General features: G+C 65.2%; 18 protein-coding genes, 6 tRNA genes and 1 pseudogene. 9 read left to right on the top strand and 16 right to left on the bottom strand.

Annotated features, from left to right (window positions below):
* The first annotated feature begins 13 nt into the window (after positions 1–13).
* From ngg to RND78_RS18925, 3 genes are read left to right on the top strand one after another with little or no spacing between them, the layout of a single operon-like run.
* Positions 14–1,753 carry an N-acetylglutaminylglutamine synthetase gene (gene ngg, locus RND78_RS18935; protein WP_312731179.1) on the top strand — a complete coding sequence of 580 codons (1,740 nt, stop codon included), beginning with the start codon at positions 14–16 and terminating at the stop codon, positions 1,751–1,753.
* On the top strand, positions 1,750–2,937 hold the full coding sequence (locus tag RND78_RS18930) for an osmoprotectant NAGGN system M42 family peptidase (RefSeq protein ID WP_312731177.1): 1,188 nt from the start codon (positions 1,750–1,752) through the stop codon (positions 2,935–2,937). The genes ngg and RND78_RS18930 overlap by 4 nt, the downstream gene beginning before the upstream one ends.
* Before the next feature lie 54 nt (positions 2,938–2,991).
* Positions 2,992–3,222, top strand: coding sequence for a YheU family protein (locus tag RND78_RS18925; protein ID WP_059227559.1), 231 nt, complete (start codon positions 2,992–2,994; stop codon positions 3,220–3,222).
* 13 nt (positions 3,223–3,235) lie between these two features.
* Here RND78_RS18925 and RND78_RS18920 read toward each other — a convergent pair whose 3' ends face one another.
* From RND78_RS18920 to RND78_RS18860, 13 genes are all read right to left on the bottom strand, one after another.
* Positions 3,236–3,565, bottom strand: coding sequence for a YnfA family protein (locus RND78_RS18920; protein WP_183630485.1), 330 nt, complete (start codon positions 3,563–3,565; stop codon positions 3,236–3,238).
* Positions 3,559–4,701, bottom strand: a complete 1,143-nt coding sequence (locus RND78_RS18915) for a GNAT family N-acetyltransferase (protein WP_312731173.1) — start codon at positions 4,699–4,701, stop codon at positions 3,559–3,561. The genes RND78_RS18920 and RND78_RS18915 overlap by 7 nt, the downstream gene beginning before the upstream one ends.
* Positions 4,702–4,978: 277 nt before the next feature.
* A tRNA-Glu gene (locus RND78_RS18910) sits at positions 4,979–5,054 on the bottom strand.
* Positions 5,055–5,089: 35 nt separating this feature from the next.
* Positions 5,090–5,165 (bottom strand) — tRNA-Ala (locus RND78_RS18905).
* 40 nt (positions 5,166–5,205) lie between these two features.
* Positions 5,206–5,281: transfer RNA gene (locus RND78_RS18900), tRNA-Glu, on the bottom strand.
* Positions 5,282–5,315: 34 nt separating this feature from the next.
* Positions 5,316–5,391, bottom strand: a tRNA-Ala gene (locus RND78_RS18895).
* Between the two features lie 39 nt (positions 5,392–5,430).
* Positions 5,431–5,506 (bottom strand) — tRNA-Glu (locus RND78_RS18890).
* A 41-nt stretch (positions 5,507–5,547) separates the two neighbouring features.
* Positions 5,548–5,623, bottom strand: a tRNA-Ala gene (locus RND78_RS18885).
* 99 nt (positions 5,624–5,722) lie between these two features.
* Complete coding sequence (locus RND78_RS18880; RefSeq protein WP_312731172.1) at positions 5,723–6,601, bottom strand: ParB/Srx family N-terminal domain-containing protein; 879 nt, start codon at positions 6,599–6,601, stop codon at positions 5,723–5,725.
* 74 nt (positions 6,602–6,675) lie between these two features.
* A complete protein-coding gene (locus RND78_RS18875; protein ID WP_312731169.1) occupies positions 6,676–7,797 on the bottom strand; it encodes a beta-ketoacyl-ACP synthase III in 1,122 nt (373 codons plus the stop codon).
* 72 nt (positions 7,798–7,869) lie between these two features.
* Complete coding sequence (locus RND78_RS18870) at positions 7,870–8,859, bottom strand: DctP family TRAP transporter solute-binding subunit (protein WP_312731168.1); 990 nt, start codon at positions 8,857–8,859, stop codon at positions 7,870–7,872.
* Between the two features lie 184 nt (positions 8,860–9,043).
* Entirely contained in the window at positions 9,044–9,172 is a 129-nt protein-coding gene (locus RND78_RS18865) for a hypothetical protein (RefSeq protein ID WP_269085518.1), read from the bottom strand.
* 57 nt (positions 9,173–9,229) lie between these two features.
* Positions 9,230–9,469, bottom strand: a complete 240-nt coding sequence (locus tag RND78_RS18860; RefSeq protein WP_059227549.1) for a DUF2789 domain-containing protein — start codon at positions 9,467–9,469, stop codon at positions 9,230–9,232.
* Between the two features lie 140 nt (positions 9,470–9,609).
* Here RND78_RS18860 and cprA point away from each other — a divergent pair, with 140 nt between their 5' ends.
* The 4 genes and pseudogenes from cprA (at position 9,610) to RND78_RS18845 (ending at position 13,851) form a co-directional block, all read left to right on the top strand.
* Positions 9,610–10,761, top strand: coding sequence for a cationic peptide resistance protein CprA (gene cprA / locus RND78_RS18855; protein WP_312731166.1), 1,152 nt, complete (start codon positions 9,610–9,612; stop codon positions 10,759–10,761).
* Positions 10,762–10,926: 165 nt separating this feature from the next.
* Positions 10,927–12,054: pseudogene (locus tag RND78_RS28365) on the top strand (HAMP domain-containing protein); the annotation flags it as partial.
* A 3-nt stretch (positions 12,055–12,057) separates the two neighbouring features.
* Positions 12,058–12,912 (top strand): methyl-accepting chemotaxis protein, encoded by an 855-nt coding sequence (locus RND78_RS28360; RefSeq protein WP_409457077.1) that lies wholly within the window; start codon positions 12,058–12,060, stop codon positions 12,910–12,912.
* 12 nt (positions 12,913–12,924) lie between these two features.
* Entirely contained in the window at positions 12,925–13,851 is a 927-nt protein-coding gene (locus RND78_RS18845) for a substrate-binding domain-containing protein (protein ID WP_312731162.1), read from the top strand.
* Here RND78_RS18845 and RND78_RS18840 read toward each other — a convergent pair.
* Positions 13,796–14,734 carry a bestrophin family protein gene (locus RND78_RS18840; protein ID WP_312731159.1) on the bottom strand — a complete coding sequence of 313 codons (939 nt, stop codon included), beginning with the start codon at positions 14,732–14,734 and terminating at the stop codon, positions 13,796–13,798. The two genes, RND78_RS18845 and RND78_RS18840, sit on opposite strands and share 56 nt — an antisense overlap.
* A gap of 292 nt (positions 14,735–15,026) precedes the next feature.
* Here RND78_RS18840 and RND78_RS18835 point away from each other — a divergent pair, with 292 nt between their 5' ends.
* Complete coding sequence (locus RND78_RS18835) at positions 15,027–15,698, top strand: DsbA family oxidoreductase (RefSeq protein WP_312731158.1); 672 nt, start codon at positions 15,027–15,029, stop codon at positions 15,696–15,698.
* Here RND78_RS18835 and def read toward each other — a convergent pair.
* On the bottom strand, positions 15,652–16,191 hold the full coding sequence (def, locus tag RND78_RS18830) for a peptide deformylase (protein ID WP_312731157.1): 540 nt from the start codon (positions 16,189–16,191) through the stop codon (positions 15,652–15,654). The two genes, RND78_RS18835 and def, sit on opposite strands and share 47 nt — an antisense overlap.
* 58 nt (positions 16,192–16,249) lie before the next feature.
* Between def and RND78_RS18825 the strand changes: the two genes are divergently transcribed.
* Complete coding sequence (locus RND78_RS18825) at positions 16,250–17,440, top strand: serine hydrolase domain-containing protein (RefSeq protein ID WP_312731155.1); 1,191 nt, start codon at positions 16,250–16,252, stop codon at positions 17,438–17,440.
* Here the strand turns inward: RND78_RS18825 and RND78_RS18820 are convergent.
* On the bottom strand, positions 17,428–18,309 hold the full coding sequence (locus RND78_RS18820; RefSeq protein ID WP_312731154.1) for a hypothetical protein: 882 nt from the start codon (positions 18,307–18,309) through the stop codon (positions 17,428–17,430). The two genes, RND78_RS18825 and RND78_RS18820, sit on opposite strands and share 13 nt — an antisense overlap.
* Positions 18,310–18,313: the final 4 nt, after the last annotated feature.

Here is an 18,313-nt window from a genome sequence, read left to right as displayed (position 1 = left end):
GGGTGCAAGACGCATGAAAGCCTCTAGCTACAACCAGCGCCTGCAACGCGCCCAGACACCCTCCTACGAACGCCTGCAGGCGCGTCTGGCGGAAGGCGACCACCCCGACTGCCAGCCGCTCTGCCTGCATTGCGGCTGGGGTCGACTGCTGGTGGGCCACACCTATCCCGACCCCGCCAGCCTGGCCAAGGAACTGCTGGCGGAAACGCCGGGCGAGCGCGATATCGCCCTCTACGTCGCCGCGCCGCACCAGGTGCTGGCCCAGGCGCCGCAGCAGCTGTTCCTCGACCCTTCGGATACCCTGCGCCTCTGGTTCAGCGACTATCGCCCCGCCCGCCGTATCTACCGCGGCTTTCGCATCCGCCGCGCTTGCTCGGCGCAGGACTGGAGCGAAATCAACCGGCTCTACCAGCAGCGGCACATGCTGCCGGTGGACACCGAGCGCCTCACGCCCAGGCACAGGGGCGGGCCGGTCTATTGGCTGGCGGAAGACGACGACAGCGGCGCCATCATCGGCTCGGTAATGGGCCTCAACCATGTCAAGGCCTTCCGGGACCCCGACGGTGGCTCTTCGCTCTGGTGCCTGGCGGTCTCGCCCGACTGCAGTCGCCCTGGCGTTGGCGAGGCGCTGGTCCGTCACCTGATCGAGCATTACGCCAGTCGGGGCCTGGCCTACCTGGACCTGTCGGTCCTGCATGACAACCAGCAGGCCAAGCGGCTCTACGACAAGCTGGGTTTCCGCCCGCTGCAGACCTTCGCCATCAAGTGCAAGAACGGTATCAATCAGCCACTGTTCCTCGGTCCCGGCCCGGGCGCCGATCTCAACCCCTATGCCCGGATCATCGTCGACGAAGCCCTGAGACGTGGCATAGAGGTGCAGGTGGACGATGCCGAAGGCGGCCTCTTCACCCTGATCCAGGGCAACCGGCGCATCCGCTGCCGCGAATCCCTCACCGACCTCACCTCCGCCGTGACCATGACACTCTGCGCAGACAAGGTGCTGACCAGCCGCACCCTGGCCCGTGCCGGGCTGAAGGTACCGGAGCAGCAATTGGCAGGCAGCGACGAAGACAACGCCGCCTTTCTGGAGAAGCACGGCGCTCTGGTGGTCAAGCCGGTCAACGGCGAGCAGGGCAAGGGCGTGGCCGTGGATATCCGCGATGCCGAGCATCTCGCCACCGCTATCCAGGCGGCGCAGCGCCATGACGATCGCGTGCTGCTGGAAAGCTTTCACCAGGGGCTCGATCTGCGCGTGGTGGTCATTGGCCATGAAGTGGTGGCTGCAGCCATCCGCCGCCCGGCGGAGATTATCGGCGACGGCCAGCATAGCGTCAGGGACCTGATCGAAGCCCAGAGCCGCCGCCGTCAGGCAGCTACCGGCGGCGAGTCGCGCATCCCGATGGACGAGGAAACCGAGCGCACCATCCGCGGCGCCGGTCACGACTGGGATAGCGTGTTGCCTGCCGGCACCCACCTGGCGGTGCGCAAGACCGCCAACCTGCATACCGGCGGCATCCTGGAGGACGTCACCGACGTCCTCCATCCGGTACTGGCCGACGCCGCCGTCCAGGCGGCGCGGGCGCTGGACATCCCAGTGACGGGCATGGACCTGCTGGTTCCCGCTGCCGACGCGCCCGACTACGTCATCATCGAAGCCAACGAACGGCCGGGCCTGGCCAATCACGAGCCGCGCCCCACCGCTGAACGCTTCATCGACCTGCTGTTCCCGCTGTCCCGGGAGGTTCCGCTATGAATCGATTGCCCGAACCGGATCTGGATTACCTGCGCAAGGTCCTGCTGGACCTGCTGGCGATCCCCAGTCCCACCGGCTTCACCGACACCATCGTCATGTACGTCGCCGAGCGGCTCAACGAACTGGACATTCCCTTCGAGCTGACCCGCCGCGGCACCATCCGCGCCACCCTCAAGGGCCACAAGGAAAGTCCGGATCGCGCGGTCTCCGCGCACCTGGACACCATCGGCGCCATCGTCCGCGAGATCAAGGACAACGGCCGCCTGGGTCTGGCGGCCGTGGGCCATTGGTCGAGCCGCTTCGCCGAAGGCAGCCGCGTCAGCCTGTTCACCGACGATGGCACCCTGAGGGGCAGCGTGCTGCCGCTACTGGCGTCCGGGCATGCCTTCAACACCGAGATCGACAAGATGCCAGTGAGCTGGGACCACATCGAGTTGCGCCTGGACGCCGTGACCAAGAGTCGCCACGAAACGGAGAAACTGGGCGTGCAGATCGGCGATTTCGTCGCCTTCGATCCGCTGCCGGAATTCACCGACAGCGGCTACATCAGCTCGCGCCATCTCGACGACAAAGCCGGCGTCGCCGCCCTGCTCACCGCGCTGAAGATGCTCAAGGAATCCGGCCAGACGCCGCCGATCGACTGCCATCCGCTGTTCACCATCACCGAGGAAGTCGGCTCGGGCGCGGCCGGCGCTCTACCCTGGGACGTCAGCGAATTCGTCGGCATCGACATCGCCCCGGTGGCCCCGGGGCAACGCTCCGACGAGCATCGCGTCAGCGTGGCCATGCAGGATTCCGCGGGGCCCTACGACTATCATCTGTCGCGGCACCTGCTGCGGCTGGCCGAGCGCAACGATATCCCGGTACGGCGCGACCTGTTCCGCTATTACTACAGCGATGCCCACTCGGCGATCAGCTCCGGGCAGGACGTACGGGTCGCCCTGCTGGCCTTCGGCTGCGACGCGACCCACGGCTACGAGCGCACCCATATCCTCAGTCTGGCCGCGCTGAGCCAGTTGCTGACCGGCTACATCCTCAGTCCGCCGGTGTTCGACAGCGATGCCCAGCCCGCCGACAGCTCCCTGGAGCGCTTCGGCCACCAGTTGCTGCCCGAGGACACCCACCTGGACAACCAGACGCAGCTACCGCCTTTGGAAGAGGTCGTCGGCGACGGTAGCAAATAGCGCTCGAATACGGCGTCTGGGATATCCTGGGCGCCTTTTCCCAGGCTCCTCTCGATGATCATTCCCCACGACCAACTCGCCGCCGCCACCCTCGACAATCTGCTGGAAGACTTCGTCACCCGCGACGGCACGGACAACGGCGACGACACCCCTCTCGCGACCCGTACCCAACGCGCCCGTCGCGCCCTGGAAAGTGGCGAGGCGGTGATCCTCTTCGATCCGGACAGCGCCCTCTGCCAATTGGTCCTGCGCCGCGACGTGCCGCGCGAATTGCTGGACGACTAGGCTGAAAATCCGGCTAGGCGCTACCTCGCGGCGCCAACAGGATCACCAGCGCCCCTGCCACGCACAGCAAGCCTCCGGCCAGGTCCGTCCAAGTCGGTCGGGTGCGTTCGACCAGTGCCAGCCAGCCCAGGGACGCCATGACATAGATACCGCCATAGGCGGCATAGGCCCGCCCGGCGTAGGCCGCTTCTATGCGGGTCAGCAACAGGGCGAAGAGCACCAGGCTGGCCAGCCCCGGTGCTATCCACCAGGGACTGCGATCCAGGCGCAGCCAGAGCCAGAAGGCATAGCAGCCGGCGATCTCGAACAGCGCAGCCAATAGGAACCAAAGGTAGTTCAGCATGGGGTCGCGCCATCCTCCTGGCGATAGGGCAAGGCCTCGACGGCCTGCCGCGCATAGGCCCGGACCCCGGCGCGCTCCTGGTCGAGAAACTCCGCCACCGCCGCTCGCAAGCCGGGATGCACCAAGTAGTGCCAGGAACGGGTCAGGGTCGGCTCGAAGCCGCGGATCAGCTTGTGCTCGCCCTGGGCCCCGGCGTCGAAGCGTTGCAGCCCTTGGGCGATGGCGTATTCGATGCCCTGGTAAAAGCAGGTCTCGAAATGCAGGCAGTCGAATTCTTGCAGGCAGCCCCAGTAGCGGCCATAGAGAGTCGTTTGGTCCTTGAGATAGAAGGCCATGGCCACCGGCCGATTGCCTTGGTGGACGAGTACCACGCGGATGGCCTGCGGCAGGCGCTCGGCCAGCAGGCTGAAGAAGGCCCGCGTCAGGTAGGGGTCCTGACCCCGCACTTCATAGGTATTGGCATAGCAGGCATAGACGAAGTCCCACTCCGCTTCGCTCAGCTCGCCTCCCGTGCGCCAGTCGAAAGTCACGCCCAGGCCAGCCACCTGATCACGTTCCTTGCGCAGTTGCTTGCGCTTGCGCGAGGTCAGGGCCGCGAGGAAATCGGCGTAGTTCCGGTAGCCGCGGTTGTGCCAGTGAAACTGACAGCCGATACGCGCCAGCCAGTCCTCGCGCTCTTGAAGCACGGCGTCGGCCTTCGGATCGGTGAAGTTGATGTGCAAGCCGGACAGCTCCAGGCCGGCCAGGCTACCCGTGGTGGCGTCGAGCAGGGTCGCGCAGGCGGCCGGCTCGCCCAGCAGGCGCGCGCCCTGCACTGGCGAAAAGGGTACCGCGGCCAGCAACTTGGGATAGTAGTCGATCCCGGCGCGGCGGCAGGCATCGGCCCAGGCCCAGTCGAAGACGTACTCGCCGTAGGAGTGCGCCTTGAGATAGGCCGGCATCGCCGCCAGCAGTCGCCCCTGGGCGTCCTTGAGGATCTGGTGCGCCGGTTGCCAACCGGTACCCTTGCCGAGGCTACCGCTATCCTCGAGGGTGGCGAGGAATTCATGGCGCAAAAACGGCTGGTCATCCGCCAGCAGCGCATTCCACTGGTCCGCGGGCAACTGGGCCAGGCTGTGCAGATACTCGACGATCATCCCACTCCCCTCGCTTGGACTCGGCGTACAGGTCTAAGAAGCTTTTCACGATCTGCTGCGCGTCGGCCAAACGGCGTTGAAAATGCCTTCGGAATGCTCATTTACCACTCGCAAACTCCGCTTCCTCAGGCATTTTCGCCTTGTTTGGCCCTAGCTAGCGAGATCGTGAAAAGCTTCTAACACAGTTGAGCGCCGCGATGGGCACCTGGGAAAGACCCTGACGGCTGGCTTTCGTGCGGACGAAAAAAAACCGCCTTGAGGCGGTTTCTTTCGCGTGTGGCGTCCCCTAGGGGACTCGAACCCCTGTTACCGCCGTGAAAGGGCGGTGTCCTAGGCCACTAGACGAAGGGGACGTTACCCTGGTGCGATCCTTAGCGGATCACGAATTTGGTGGAGCTAGACGGGATCGAACCGTCGACCTCTTGCATGCCATGCAAGCGCTCTCCCAGCTGAGCTATAGCCCCAAGTACAGCATCTTGCCACGCCTGGGCTGCGTGACCGATATGGCGTCCCCTAGGGGACTCGAACCCCTGTTACCGCCGTGAAAGGGCGGTGTCCTAGGCCACTAGACGAAGGGGACGTTACCCTGGTGCGACCCTTACGGATCACGAATTTGGTGGAGCTAGACGGGATCGAACCGTCGACCTCTTGCATGCCATGCAAGCGCTCTCCCAGCTGAGCTATAGCCCCGCGTACAACATTCGCCACGCCTGGGATACGTGACTGATATGGCGTCCCCTAGGGGACTCGAACCCCTGTTACCGCCGTGAAAGGGCGGTGTCCTAGGCCACTAGACGAAGGGGACGAAACCTTCTACCGATTTCCCCCGCAGGCGAAACCGAAATTTGGTGGAGCTAGACGGGATCGAACCGTCGACCTCTTGCATGCCATGCAAGCGCTCTCCCAGCTGAGCTATAGCCCCGTCGGTCAGGACGGGGCGCATGTTAAGAGGCCTCGCCTTCACTGTCAACACCAAAAAGCAAAAAAGCTGCTAGTAACAGACACTTATGCCCCGCTCCGCTCAAATCGCCCGGGACAGGGCCGCACGTTGGGCACGGGCGGCCAACAGATAGGCGAACTTGCCGTCGCTCGTCGACAGCTTGCGCAGGACCTTCTTGTCCAAGGCGCGATAGGCGCCCATTTCCAGCGCCGTCCGCCCCGAGCTGCCGATCACCATGCCGGGATTGGCCACCATCAACCTGGCGGCCCGCTCCACGGCCCTGGCGTAGCTCTTGCGGTCGTTCAGGTCGTAGTCTTGCAGCGGCAACAGCATGCGCAGCCACTCGGCCCAGTAGAACTCGAGGAACTCCGAAGGCAGGACCCGGCCGTCTGGCGTGCGCGGTTTGTCGTAGCCGATCTGCCGGGTGAAATACACCAGGGCCCGGTAGGGATCGTTCGCCATGGCGGTGAGGCCGAGGGAAAGCGGCAATTGCTCGGGGAGGATCGGCCGGCCCTGGGGGTCCTTGAGCCAGGCCTTGCGCTCTTCCAGCAGGCGAATCCAGAACTCTGCCGGGCTGGCGCTCTGGCTGAAATCGTCGGTCACCCTCACCCAGACCCAGGTGTCCGGACCACCCCCCGGCTGCTCCCAAAAGGCAGAAAAGGTGTGATGCCCATCGGTGAGATAAGGCTGCTGCCCCGGCCCGATGACGACGGTCTTCATCTCGTCCGGATAGCTGCCGGGTGGCCGGGCCCCCAGGCTGTCGTCTGCCGAGCGCAAGGTGGTGGCGGGCTGGAAGCCACCGCTCAGATGCTGGCCGTTGGCTTCACAGTAGTCATCGAACAGCTTGCGCCGGTCGCTGGCGTACTTGCCGAGCTTGTACAGCACCTGGTCGTGACCGATGGCGGGCTGGGTGGGGCGCAGCTGTCGCAGCTGTACCCTGAGCAGGTGTCCTGGCTGCACGTGGCCTCCCTATTTTCTCGCAGACGTCTTCCCAGGTCCGACAACGGACGACCGGGGAAGACTCCTGCCGCCGATCAGACCTTGCGCAGCACCACGCTGCCGATGGAATAACCGGCGCCGAAGGAGCTGAGCACCCCCAGGCTGCCGCTGGCCAGGTCTTCATGATGCAGATGCAGCGCGATGACCGAACCTGCCGAACTGGTGTTGCCGTAGGTATCGAGGATCACCGGGGCTTCGTTGGGCTCTGGTTCGCGACCCAGCAGGCGCTTGACGATGAGATGGTTCATCGCCAGGTTGGCCTGGTGCAGCCAGAAGCGCGAGACCCGCGCTACCGGAATGTCCAGTTCGGCCAGGTGAGCGGCGATCAACTCGGCCACCAAGGGGCAGACTTCCTTGAATACCTTGCGGCCTTCCTGGACGAACAGCTTGTCCGGGCTGCTCATGCCCTCCTCCGCCGCCCGGTTGAGGAAGCCGAAGTTGTTGCGGATATTGTTGGAGAACTGGGTGAAGAGGCGCGTACCGAGGATCTCGAAGCGGTGCGCCGAGGTCGCCTGGTCGGCGCGCTCCACCACCAGGGCGGTGGCGGCGTCGCCGAAGATGAAGTGGCTGTCGCGGTCGCGGAAATTCAGGTGACCCGTGCAGATTTCTGGATCTATCACTAGCACTGCCCGGGCCTGGCCCAGTTGCACGGCATTGGCGGCGGTCTGCAGGCCGAAGGTCGCCGAGGAGCAGGCGACATTCATGTCGAAGCCGTAGCCCTGGATACCGAGGGCGGCCTGGACTTCGATGGCCACCGCCGGATAGGGGCGCTGCAGGTTGGAGCAGGCGACGATGACGCCATCGATGTCGGCAGCGGTACGCCCGGCACGTGCCAGGGCCTCACGGGCCGCGGCGACGCCCATCTCGCAGAGGATCGAAGGCTCGTCGTTGCTGCGCTCGGGGATGCGCGGCACCATGCGCGCCGGGTCGAGGATGCCGGTCTTGTCGACCACATGGCGACTGCGGATGCCGGAGGCCTTCTCGATGAAGGCGGCACTGGACTCCGGCTGGGGGGCCAGGGTGCCCTGGGCGATGGCTTCGGCATGCTCGGCATTCCACTGGCCAGCCCACTGGTTGAAAGAGGCAACCAGTTCGTCGTTGGAGATGCTTTCGGGCGGCGTATAGAGCCCACTACCGCTGATGACCGCGTGCTGCACGGCTATTCCTCTTGTTGTCAGGATGACGCCGTGCCAGTTTGCCGTAAATCGGGGGTGGACGCCCGTGCAATCTCAGCGCCGGTTGGCCGCCTCGGCCGCCCGCAGCACATCGCTGCCCACCTCGCTTTCGTATCTCTTGACCAGCGGCGCCACGGCCGCTCGCCAGGCCTCACGTTCGGCCGGGGTCTGCACCAGGATCTTGCTGGTGTTGGCGGCCACCACCCGCTCGCGGGCCCTGGCGTTGATGGCCTCCGCATCGCGGTTCACCGAGAGCGTCACCTCGTCGAGGATGGCTTCCAGCTCCGCCCGGATCCCGAACGGCAAGCCATTCCAGAAGTTGGTATTGGTGATGACCATGTAGGTCAGGAAGCTGTGGTTGTCTTCGACGATATAGGGTTGGACGGTGTTGAGCTTCTGTCCCAGCAGATTGGACCAGGGATTCTCCGCGCCCTGCACCTTGCCGCTCTGCAGGGCTTCGTAGACCTGGGCGAACGGCAGCTTGACCGCCTGAGCGCCCAGTTGCTGGAAATAGGCGGCGAGGACGTCGGAAGACTCGATGCGGAAGGTCAGGTCCTTGAGGTCAGCCGGGGTGCGGATGTCGCGGGTAGCGGAAAGCTGCCGACCGCCGTTGTTCCAGTAACCGAGCCCGGTGATGCCGTGTGCTACCAGGCTGCCGAGCAATTCGCGGCTCTTGTCGCGGCGCTGGAAGCGCTTGACCGCTTCCAGGTTGTCGAACAGATAGGGCAGATCGTAGACCTGCAGGCCCTTGGCCATGCCATTGAGCTTGGATACCGAAGGCGCGAGCAACTGTACCTTGTTGGCTTTCAGAGCCTCGAGTTCGTCCGCGTCGCCCACCAGGGTGGAGTTGGGATAGACCTCGATCTTCACCTGCCCACCCAGCCGCTCCTGCACGAGCTTCTGGAACTGCAGGACGCCGCGGCCCTTGGGAGTATCGTCGTTCACCACATGGGCGAACTTGATGACGACGGGGTCGGCCAGCACCGGCCAGGCGGCGCTACCGAGCAGCGCAACGGCCAGGGTAGCGAAGAAGCGTTTGGTCATGGGAATCCCTGCGATTGACGATCCATCAGGTCGCACGCCAGCCCACGAATGGTGCGGTTGCGACGCCCTCACCTTAGCAGCCGCAGGGCTCGGTGCTGGTCACTGGGGCGGACTGGTACGACGAATGCACCGGAAAGCAGGATCAAGGGTAGAAAAGCGCCGTGAGAACGGCGCCAAGAAATCATCAGGGCGAAATCGGATCGCTGGCGGGAAAGGTTTCCTCGACGGATTCGTCGAGCTGCTCTTCGCTCACCTCATCTTCGTCGTCGACGGGCGGATCCTGGGGCTGTTGCTGGGCAAATACGGCATTCATGGCGCTTCTCCAGGCGATGCTTGGCAAAATGAGGAACAGGAAATCCTGCCCTTCTGATTAGTCCCGGCGATGCAGGCGGACGTTCAGCTCGTCGACGATCGGTGCCCAGTCGGCGTCCTCCATGATCTCGTCCTTCAGGAAGGCCTTCTGCGCGGGTGACCAGAAGTCGGCCTCCGATACCTTCACCTCTTGCGGCAGCGGGGAGTGGCTGGCGATGAAGGCATCGATGCTGGCAGGGTCCGAGTCGAGGCCCAGCTGTTCGAAAAGGGTCGTCAGGTCGTGAACGGGCAATTCCATGGCGGTCTCCAGGCAAGTGGCGGTCGGTGAGCATTGGCATCTAGAAAGACGTCAGCCTCAAGGGGTTCCCCGGCCTTAATAATTCCTTCAGCGTCACGCCTTAAGGTTGGCCCACGTTCACCCCAACCAGGGCCTTTGCCATGTCGCTTGTCTCCTCCTCGATCCAGTTCACCCCCGCGCCGCGTCGCATTCTCGTCACCGGTGCTACCGGCTTTCTTGGCGGCGCCGTCACCCAGCGCCTGCTGGAGCTGGGCCACGTTGAGGGGCTGAGGTTCCTGGTCCGCGCGGCCAACCAGGCGGAAGGCCTGGAGCGCCTCCTGCAGAATCTGCGCATGCACGATGTCGACGAACGCCTGGCCGCGCTGCTGCAGCCCGAGCAGATCATCTGCGGCGACCTGCTGGACACCCAGTGGATCGAAGCGGCCCTTCCGCAGCTGACAGCGCTGGACGAGGTCATCAACTGCGCGGCGGTAGCCTCCTTCTCGCGCAATCCGAAGATCTGGCCGGTCAACGTCGAAGGCACCTTCGCCCTCGCCGAGGCGTGCGCCCAGTCCAAACGCCTGAAGCGCTTCCTGCACGTGAGCACCGCCATGGCCTGCGGTCCCCAGCGCCAGTCACCGGTCGCCGAGACCTGGGATTTCCCGGAGCCCGAGCAACAGCTGGTGGACTACACCGCCTCCAAGGCCGCCATCGAGCTGAAGCTGCGCAACGAATTGCCGCAGCTGCCGCTGGTGGTCGCCCGGCCGTCCATCGTGGTCGGCCATCGCCGCTCGGGCTGCAAGGCCTCGGGCAGCATCTTCTGGGTGTTCCGCATGGGCTTCGCCCTGGAGCGCTTCACCTGCGGCCTCGACGAGCAGATCGATGTCATCCCGGTGGACTATTGCGCCGAGGCGCTGGTGGAACTGGCCTTGAAACCCGCGCTCAACCATGGCCTCTACCACATCTCCGCTGGGCACGCCGGCGCCTGCACCTTCGGCGAGATCGACCAAGCCTACGCCGGCGCCATGGGCGATGCCCCGGTAGGCGAGCGCTATCGGCAGGTGGACAGTGCCGACCTCAAGGAGCTGGCCGCGGACTTCAACGAGCGCATCGGCCCGGCCAACCCGCGCCTGGTGCTGCGTGCCCTGAAGCTCTACGGTGGCTTCGCCGACCTCAATTACCTGTTCGACAACCAGCGTCTGCTGGAGGAAGGCATCGCCGCCCCGCCCCGCTTCACCGACTACCTGGACGTCTGCGTGAATTCCTCGCGCGACATCAGCATTCCCGCCCAGATGCAATGGGATTTCAAGTGACGCCATCCGCCCCAAGAAACTTTTTGTAAAACCGTTCTAAAGCCCGCCCCAGAGCTGCCGATAGCCTGGTGGCGGGTTGTGTCCAGGGTAGGTCGATGGAAGTGACTGTAGCCGCTTTCTCGATCCGCTCGAATCCCGCGGACCTTTCACTCCGGGGATAACACAATGACAATCCTGCAACGTGTCGCCGGCGGTTTCGGCCTCTTGCTCCTGGTACTGCTTGGCATCGTCGCGGTCAGCTACCGCAGTACCGCCTCGATCCAGGATCGCCTCGCGGTCATCACCAACCAATCCGCACCTCTCGGTCGCACCACCAGTGAACTCGGTGTGCGCATTCTCAGCGCCAACCAGGCCATCCTCAGCCTACTGGCCGTCCGGAGCGAAGCTCAGGTCGCCGTCTCCCTCAAGACCTTCGATGAGCAGATCAAGCGTTACGAAGAGGCGCTCGGCCAGATTCCGGCGTTGCTCGAAGGCTATCCGCAACTGGCTGCTACCCTGCAACAGGAAAAACAACTGGGCCAGGCCTATGCGGACCAGGGCCGTCAGCTGGCACGGTTGCAGCAGGAGGTCTTGGCGGCGCAGGACAAGGTCCTGACACTGCAGGGCTATGCCACCGCCGAAGGTGATCGCCTGACGCGCTACCTGCAAGGTTATGCCGCGCGGCAGAAGGCTACCGAAGGTGCCGAAGCGGCGCGCCTGGCCGAACTGCTGCTGGTGGAAACGGCCAAGGCCTATGGCGGCTTCGCCACCCAGGCGACCAAGCCGGACCAGACCCAGCTGGATCGTACCCTCACCGGGCAGACCGACGTGATCCGCGACCGTCTCAAGGCTCTGGCCGTCGTCGACCCGCGGACGGCCCGCTATGTCGGGGTGATGGTCACCGGCCTGCTGCACGATCTCGAAGCCCCGGACGGGCTCTATCAGGCCTACCGCCAGCAGGACGCGATGCAGACCCGCCTGAACGCCCAGCGCCAGAGCACCGAGCAGGCGCTGAACGCCGTGCTGGCGAAACTGGGTGAACTCAGTACCCAGGCCGTGGACATGGCATCCCAGAGCAAGCAGGACACCGATGCGACCGTGCACAGCAGCCGCCTTGTGCTGCTGATCGCCAGCGCCGCCGCAGTGGCCGCGGCCCTGTTGATCGGCCTGTGGGTGGCGCGCGGCCTGCGCCGTCCGCTACGGCGCTTCCGCGAAGCCCTGCGCCAGGTCACCGCTGGCGATCTACGGGTTCGCTTCGATACCGGCAGCCGGGATGAATTCGGCGAGTTGGGCGGCTATCTCAACGAACTCACCGAGATGCTGCGGGGTACCTTCGGCGAGCTGACCCGATCCGCCGATGACCTGGCGAGTACCGCCGACACGAACGCGGCCGTCAGCGGCCGCACCACGGCGGCGGTGGAGGCTCAGACCCAGCACCTGGAGTCGACGTCCTCGGCGATGACCCAGATGGAAAGCACCGTCCAGGAAGTCGCCCGGCGCGCCCACGAAACCCGCGAGGCGGTCGACCAGACGCTCGGCCTCACCCAGCGCGTACAGACAGCGGTCAGCGATACCATCAGCGGCATCCAGCAGCAGGCTGAACAGATCCAGCGGGCGACCGGCGCCACCCATGAGCTGCAGGGGTATGGCCAGAGCATCGACGGCATCGTCGATGCCATTCGTACCATCGCCGAACAGACCAACCTGCTGGCCCTCAATGCCGCCATAGAGGCGGCCCGCGCCGGCGAGCAAGGCCGTGGCTTCGCCGTGGTGGCGGACGAGGTTCGTTCCCTGGCCAGCCGGACCCAGGGCTCCACCAGCGAGATCCAGCAGATGATCGGGCAAATGCAGCAGAAGATTCAGTCGGTGGTCAGCGTCATGGGAACCAGTCAGGCGCTATCGGACGACTGCGTGCAGCGCGCCTCCGGCTCCCAGCAGGCACTACAGGTAATGAGCGAGGCGGTGGCGACCATCCGCGATATGAACGTGCAGATCGCGACCGCCACCGAACAGCAGAGCACCACGGTGCAGGAAACCAGCCGCATGATGGTGCATATCAGCACCGCAGCCACCCAGGTGGCCCAGGGCGCGGACGATACCGCACGCAGCAGCGACGGTCTGGCGCGGATGGCCCAGGGACAACGCCAACTCCTGCATCGCTTTACTGTCTGAAGGGACCTCGCCATGACTCCTATCCGTTTCAGCTCCCTGCTCGTCGCCCTCCTCGCCAGTGCCTGGCTGGTCCCGACCCTGGGGGCGACACCCCTGATCGGTATCGCCGGTGCCAAGAGCGACAACTTCCAGAACCTGTTGCGCAGCAGCATGGAACAGCATGCCAGCCAGCTCGGCGCCGATACCTTCGTGATGGATGCCAACAACGATCCAGTCCTGCAGCAGCGCCAGGTACGGAACCTGATCGCGGCCAAGGTCGATGCCCTCATCGTGGTGCCGACCGTCATCAAGGCCGCACCGGACATCCTGCGCGAGGCGACGGCTGCCGGCATTCCCATCGTGTTGCTCAATCGCCAGTACCTGCCCGAGCAATGGCCAGCCAAGGCCGCCTATGTCGGCTCCAACGAGCTGGAATCCGGCACCCTGCAGATGGAAGAGCTGGCGCGGCGGGCGCACTACCGTGGCAAGGTCGCGATCCTGGTGGGCGACCCCGACAATCCCTCCTCGCGGATGCGTACCGAGGACGTGGAGAAGGTGGTGGCCAAGTATCCCGAGATGCAGGTGGTGCAGAAGACCACCGCCAACTGGGAGCGCAACCAGGCGACCGATGCCGTCGCCGCTTGGCTGAAGAAGGGTATGGCCTTCGACATCATCGCCGCCAACAACGACGAGATGGCCCTGGGCGCCATTCGCGCACTCGAAAAGGCGGGCAAGAATTCCAAGGACGCACTCATCGGTGGCATCGACGCCACCCCCGAGGCCCTACAGGAGCTGCGTTCCGGCAAGCTGGCGGTGACCGTGCTGCAGGATGCCAAGGGCCAGGGTGGCACGGCCGTCGACGTGGCGCTGGCCATGGCCCAGGGCCAACCGGTATCGGAGCACGTCAGCTGGATTCCTTTTCGTCTGATAACGTCCGACAGTCTCGAACAATCTCAGTGACCGAGGCGTAGCCGCCGCGGGCATCGCGCAGCATCGTCCGCAGGTTGCCCTCGATGGTGGTGCAGATGGTGCCCATGGTGATCTGGTGGCGACTGCGCTGGAAGGGACTCTGCAGATCGGTACCGACCTTCTCCAGGGCCAGGAACATGAAGCCCACCACCGTGGACGCCAGCGGCGTGTACCACTCCAGGCTCTCCACCAGCCCGATGGGCATCAACGCGCAGAACAGGAAGATGAACAACCGCGGGAAGTTGACGTAGGGATAGGGCAAGGGGGTGTTGGCGATACGTTCCATGCCGCCCTGCCAGTTGGACATGTCGACGAAGGTCGCCTCCAGGCGCTCCAGGCGGATGCTGTCCAGCCGTCCCGCGCGATACTCCAGGGCGATGAGGTTCGCCGAGCCGCTCAGGATGGCGTTGGCGAAGTTGTTGGTTTCCTTGCGCATCGCCCACTCTTCCTTGCCCAGGTAGTTGCGGACCTCCTTGGGCAGCGAATCGCCGCTGAGCTGGCAGGCCAGGCAACGCACATAGGCCAGGTGGCGCTCGATCAGCACGGTCTTGATGGCGTTGAAATGCTCGTCACCGTCGTCGATCAGCGTCAGCACCTGGCGGCCGAAGCTGCGCGAACTGTTGACCATGCCACCCCAGAGGGTGCGTGCCTCCCACCAGCGCTGGTAGGCGCTGGTGTTGCGGAAGCTGGTGAGCACGATCAGCGCCGAGCCGATCAGGGTCAGCGGGATACTGGGCAACTGGGCGCGTTGATCGACGAAGATCATGTAGTCGACGGTCACGGCGATGTCCCAGAGCAGTAGCCAGAACACCGACCAGCCGACATAGGAGAAGGTCTGCCGAAGGAAGGTCACTTTGCGGTCGATGAAACCCACGTTGATGTTCCTGATCGCCTGAAGGAAAAGATGCTCGCATACGAACCCGGGGGCTGGCACAGGTTCAGCGGAGGTCTCTGGAAAGAGGCTCGCCACGCATTCCTGGTATCGAGGCAGGCTTTATCTTTTCCGGATGTGAAGCCTTGCCGGGACGTGCACGGGACGCTGGCAGGATGGCGCGCGCCTGGCCTGGAAGAGGTCTGTGCGCGATCTCCGGCAGATATCGACCTGTTCAGCGAACATCCGTCCCGGATCGCGGTCCGACGACAGGATGCCCTCCCGGAGCACTGCCATGACCGCCACCCCGCGCGTTCGTCTGGATGTCTGGAGCGATTACGTCTGCCCCTTCTGCTACCTGGAACTTCCCCAGTTGGCGCGCCTGCAGGAGGAATTCGGCGACCGCATCGCCATCGAGTGGCATGCCTTCGAACTACGTCCCGAACCCACTCCGACCCTCGATCCCGCAGGCGACTACCTGCGACGGACCTGGGATCGCGCCGTCTATCCGCTGGCAGCCGAGTACGGCATGGTGCTGCGCCTGCCCCCGGTGCAGCCGCGTAGTCGCCTGGCCCTGGAAGCGGCGGAATTCGCGCGCGAGCACGACCGTTTCGAAGCCTTCCACCTCGCGGTGTTCCAGGCCTTCTTCGAGGAAGGGCGCGATATCGGTGACCTGGCGGTGCTCACCGACCTGGCGCGCCGCGTCGGGCTGGATGCCCAGGCCCTGGAGCGCAACCTCGTCGCGGGCGACTACAGTGACCTGGTGCTGCACGCCGAGGACCGCGCCGAGGCGCTGGGGATCACTGCAGTGCCAACCCTGCTGCTGCGCTCGGCCCAGGCCCCCATCGAAGCAGCCCAGGCATTGGACGGCGCCCTGCCCTTCGAACAGCTGGTCACGGTGGTACGGACGCAGCTCGACGCTAGCGCTGCGCCGCCGGTGCAAGTTCCGGAAACAGCACCTCGGTGAAGCCGAAACGCGCGAAGTCCTGAATGCGCGACGGATAGAGGCGGCCGATCAGATGATCGTACTCGTGCAGGACCACCCGCGCATGGAACCCCTCGGCTTCCTTGTCCACCGGCTGGCCGGAGCCGTCCACGCCCCGGTAGCGAATGCGTCGCGCCCGCGGTACCTCGCCGCGTAGCCCGGGAATGGACAGGCAGCCTTCCCAGCCCAGCTCCTCGGTGGCATCCAGTACCTCGATACGCGGATTGATCAGCGCCTGCCGGGGGACCGGCGGCGCCTCCGGATAGCGCTCATTGCGGTCGAAGCCGAACACCATCAGTTGCAGATCCTCGCCGATCTGCGGCGCGGCCAGGCCTACGCCACCGGCGGCGGCCATGGTGTCGAACATGTCCTGAATCAGCGTCTGCAATTCGGGCGAGCCGAGTCGCTCGGCGGCTACCGGCGGGGCAACCCGCAGCAGGCGTGGATCACCCATCTTCAAAATGTCGCGAATCATGCGAGGATTCCTCCCTTGGCCGGTCTCGTCACCGGCGTTCGTCAGGAGCTTAAACCAGATGTCTTCCCTACTGCTCGCCACTGCCGTCGGCCTGGGCCTCGGCGCCCCCCTAGCCCTGGCCGAGGACGCCGATCTCGCTGCCCGCCTGGACCCGATCCTGGAGCACGCCATCGCCCAGCAGCGCATCGTGGGTACGGTAGTGATGGTCGCGCACCACGGCCGGGTGGTGTATCACCGGGCGGCGGGCTTCGCCGATCGTGAAGCTCAGCGCCCCATGCAAGAGGACCAGCTGTTCCGCTTCGCCTCCCTGACCAAGCCGGTGGTGGCTGTCACCGCGCTGCGCCTGGCCGACCAGCATCGATTGGATCTGCAGGCCCCGGTGAGCCGCTACCTGCCCTATTTCACCACGCGCCTGGCCAATGGCACCCCGGCCGTTCCCACCCTGGCACAGTTGCTGAGCCACACATCCGGGCTGCACTACGGCTTCAGCGAGGACGCCGACGGCCCCTATCACCGCGCCGGCGTGTCCGACGGACTCGACGGCGCCACCCTTACCCTGGAGGACAATCTGCGCCGCCTGGCCGGCGTCCCCCTGGACTTCCCACCGGGTAGCGCCTGGCGCTATTCCCTGGGTCTGGACGTGGTGGGCGGGGTGCTGCAGGCCGCCAGCGGCCAGACACTGCCGGAGGTGGTGCGGCGCGAAGTGGCCGCGCCGCTCGGCCTGCAGGACCTGACCTTCCAGGTAAGCGACGCCACGCGCCTGGCAACGGCCTATCGCGACGGCTATCCGCGACCGGAACCCATGAGCGAGCCCTATCTGCTGCCTTTGCCCAAGGGCGGTATCCTCTATTCTCCGGCGCGCGCCTTCTCGACCACCGCCTTTCCCTCCGGTGGGGGTGGCATGCAGGGCAGCGCGGGCGCCTATCTCGCCTTCCTGGAGGCGCTACGTCAGGGCCGGCTGCTGTCACCTGCCAGCCAGCGGCTGTTCATGGACGATCAAATTCCGCAGTTGCAGCGCGAGGACGCCCCGGGCTGGGGTTTCAGCCTCGGCGCGGCGGTGTTGCGTGATGCGCGAGCGGCGAAGACGCCGCAAAATCCCGGCACCCTGCAGTGGGGCGGGGTCTACGGCAATGCCTGGTTCATCGATCCCGTTCGCGAGTTGAGCGTGGTGATCCTCACCAACACGGCCATCGCCGGCATGAGCGGGCCCTTCCCCGATGCCATCCGCGATGCCCTCTACGCCGACTGACCGGCCTCCAGCCGCGCCTGCAACGCGCGCAACTGCTCCTGCAGCGCGGCATGTTCCCGCTGCAGCGCCTGGTAGTCGTCGGTGACGGCATCGGTATCGATATACACCTGCTCGATGAATTCCTTCTCCACCAGGGTACGCGACAGCTTCGCCCGCTCCTCTTCGAGGCTCTCGCGCAGGACCTCCAGCTCGTGCTGGACCTCGTCTTCCACCGCCGCCGCTTCCGTCACCGGCAAGGCGGCGGGTTGCCGCTCACGCCACTCCGCCAATTCCGCCTGCAGCCGTTCCACCGTGGCCTGCAGACCGTCCCGCTCGCGCCGTGTTTCCAGCAGTTGGGTCTGCGTCTGCTCGTGCTCCCTGGAAAGGCGCTGCAACCTGGCCTCGGCACCGCGCAAGTCGCGATTCTGCGCATGCAGGTTGGTCACCAGCTTGTGCGCGCGATCCAGCTTGGACTTGAGATCGTCCAGCTTGAATTCGAGGGCTTCACGGTTGAACAGCAGGCCATCGATCTGGGCCTGGTTGTTCTTCTTCCAGTCGGGATAGGCCCCCTCGTCGACCTCATCGAGCGCCCCCACCAGATCCAGGCTATCGCTCATCGCCTGGCCGAGCGGCAGTACATCCTGCTGCTGGGCACTCTCGATCAGCTGAGCCGCCGCCTGGACCTGGCCGTCGGCGACGAGCCCCGCGTCGGTCCCCGGGGCGGGCACAGCCTTCGCAGCGTCGCTAGCCTGGGTGGCGTCCGGCGCTTGCTCTTCGCGGGCGCGGGGAAAGAGGCGCTGCCAGAGCAGCGTCAGGACGAGCCCGATCAACAGGACGTTAGAGCTGGTAACCAGCAGAAAGCCCCATTCGACGAACCGCGAATCGGACATGCTG

The organism is Pseudomonas oryzihabitans (genome assembly GCF_032027545.1).
GTDB lineage: Bacteria > Pseudomonadota > Gammaproteobacteria > Pseudomonadales > Pseudomonadaceae > Chryseomonas > Chryseomonas oryzihabitans_F.
The sequence above is the reverse complement of the archived record's forward strand: the minus strand, read 5'-3'. Positions and strand labels throughout refer to the sequence as shown.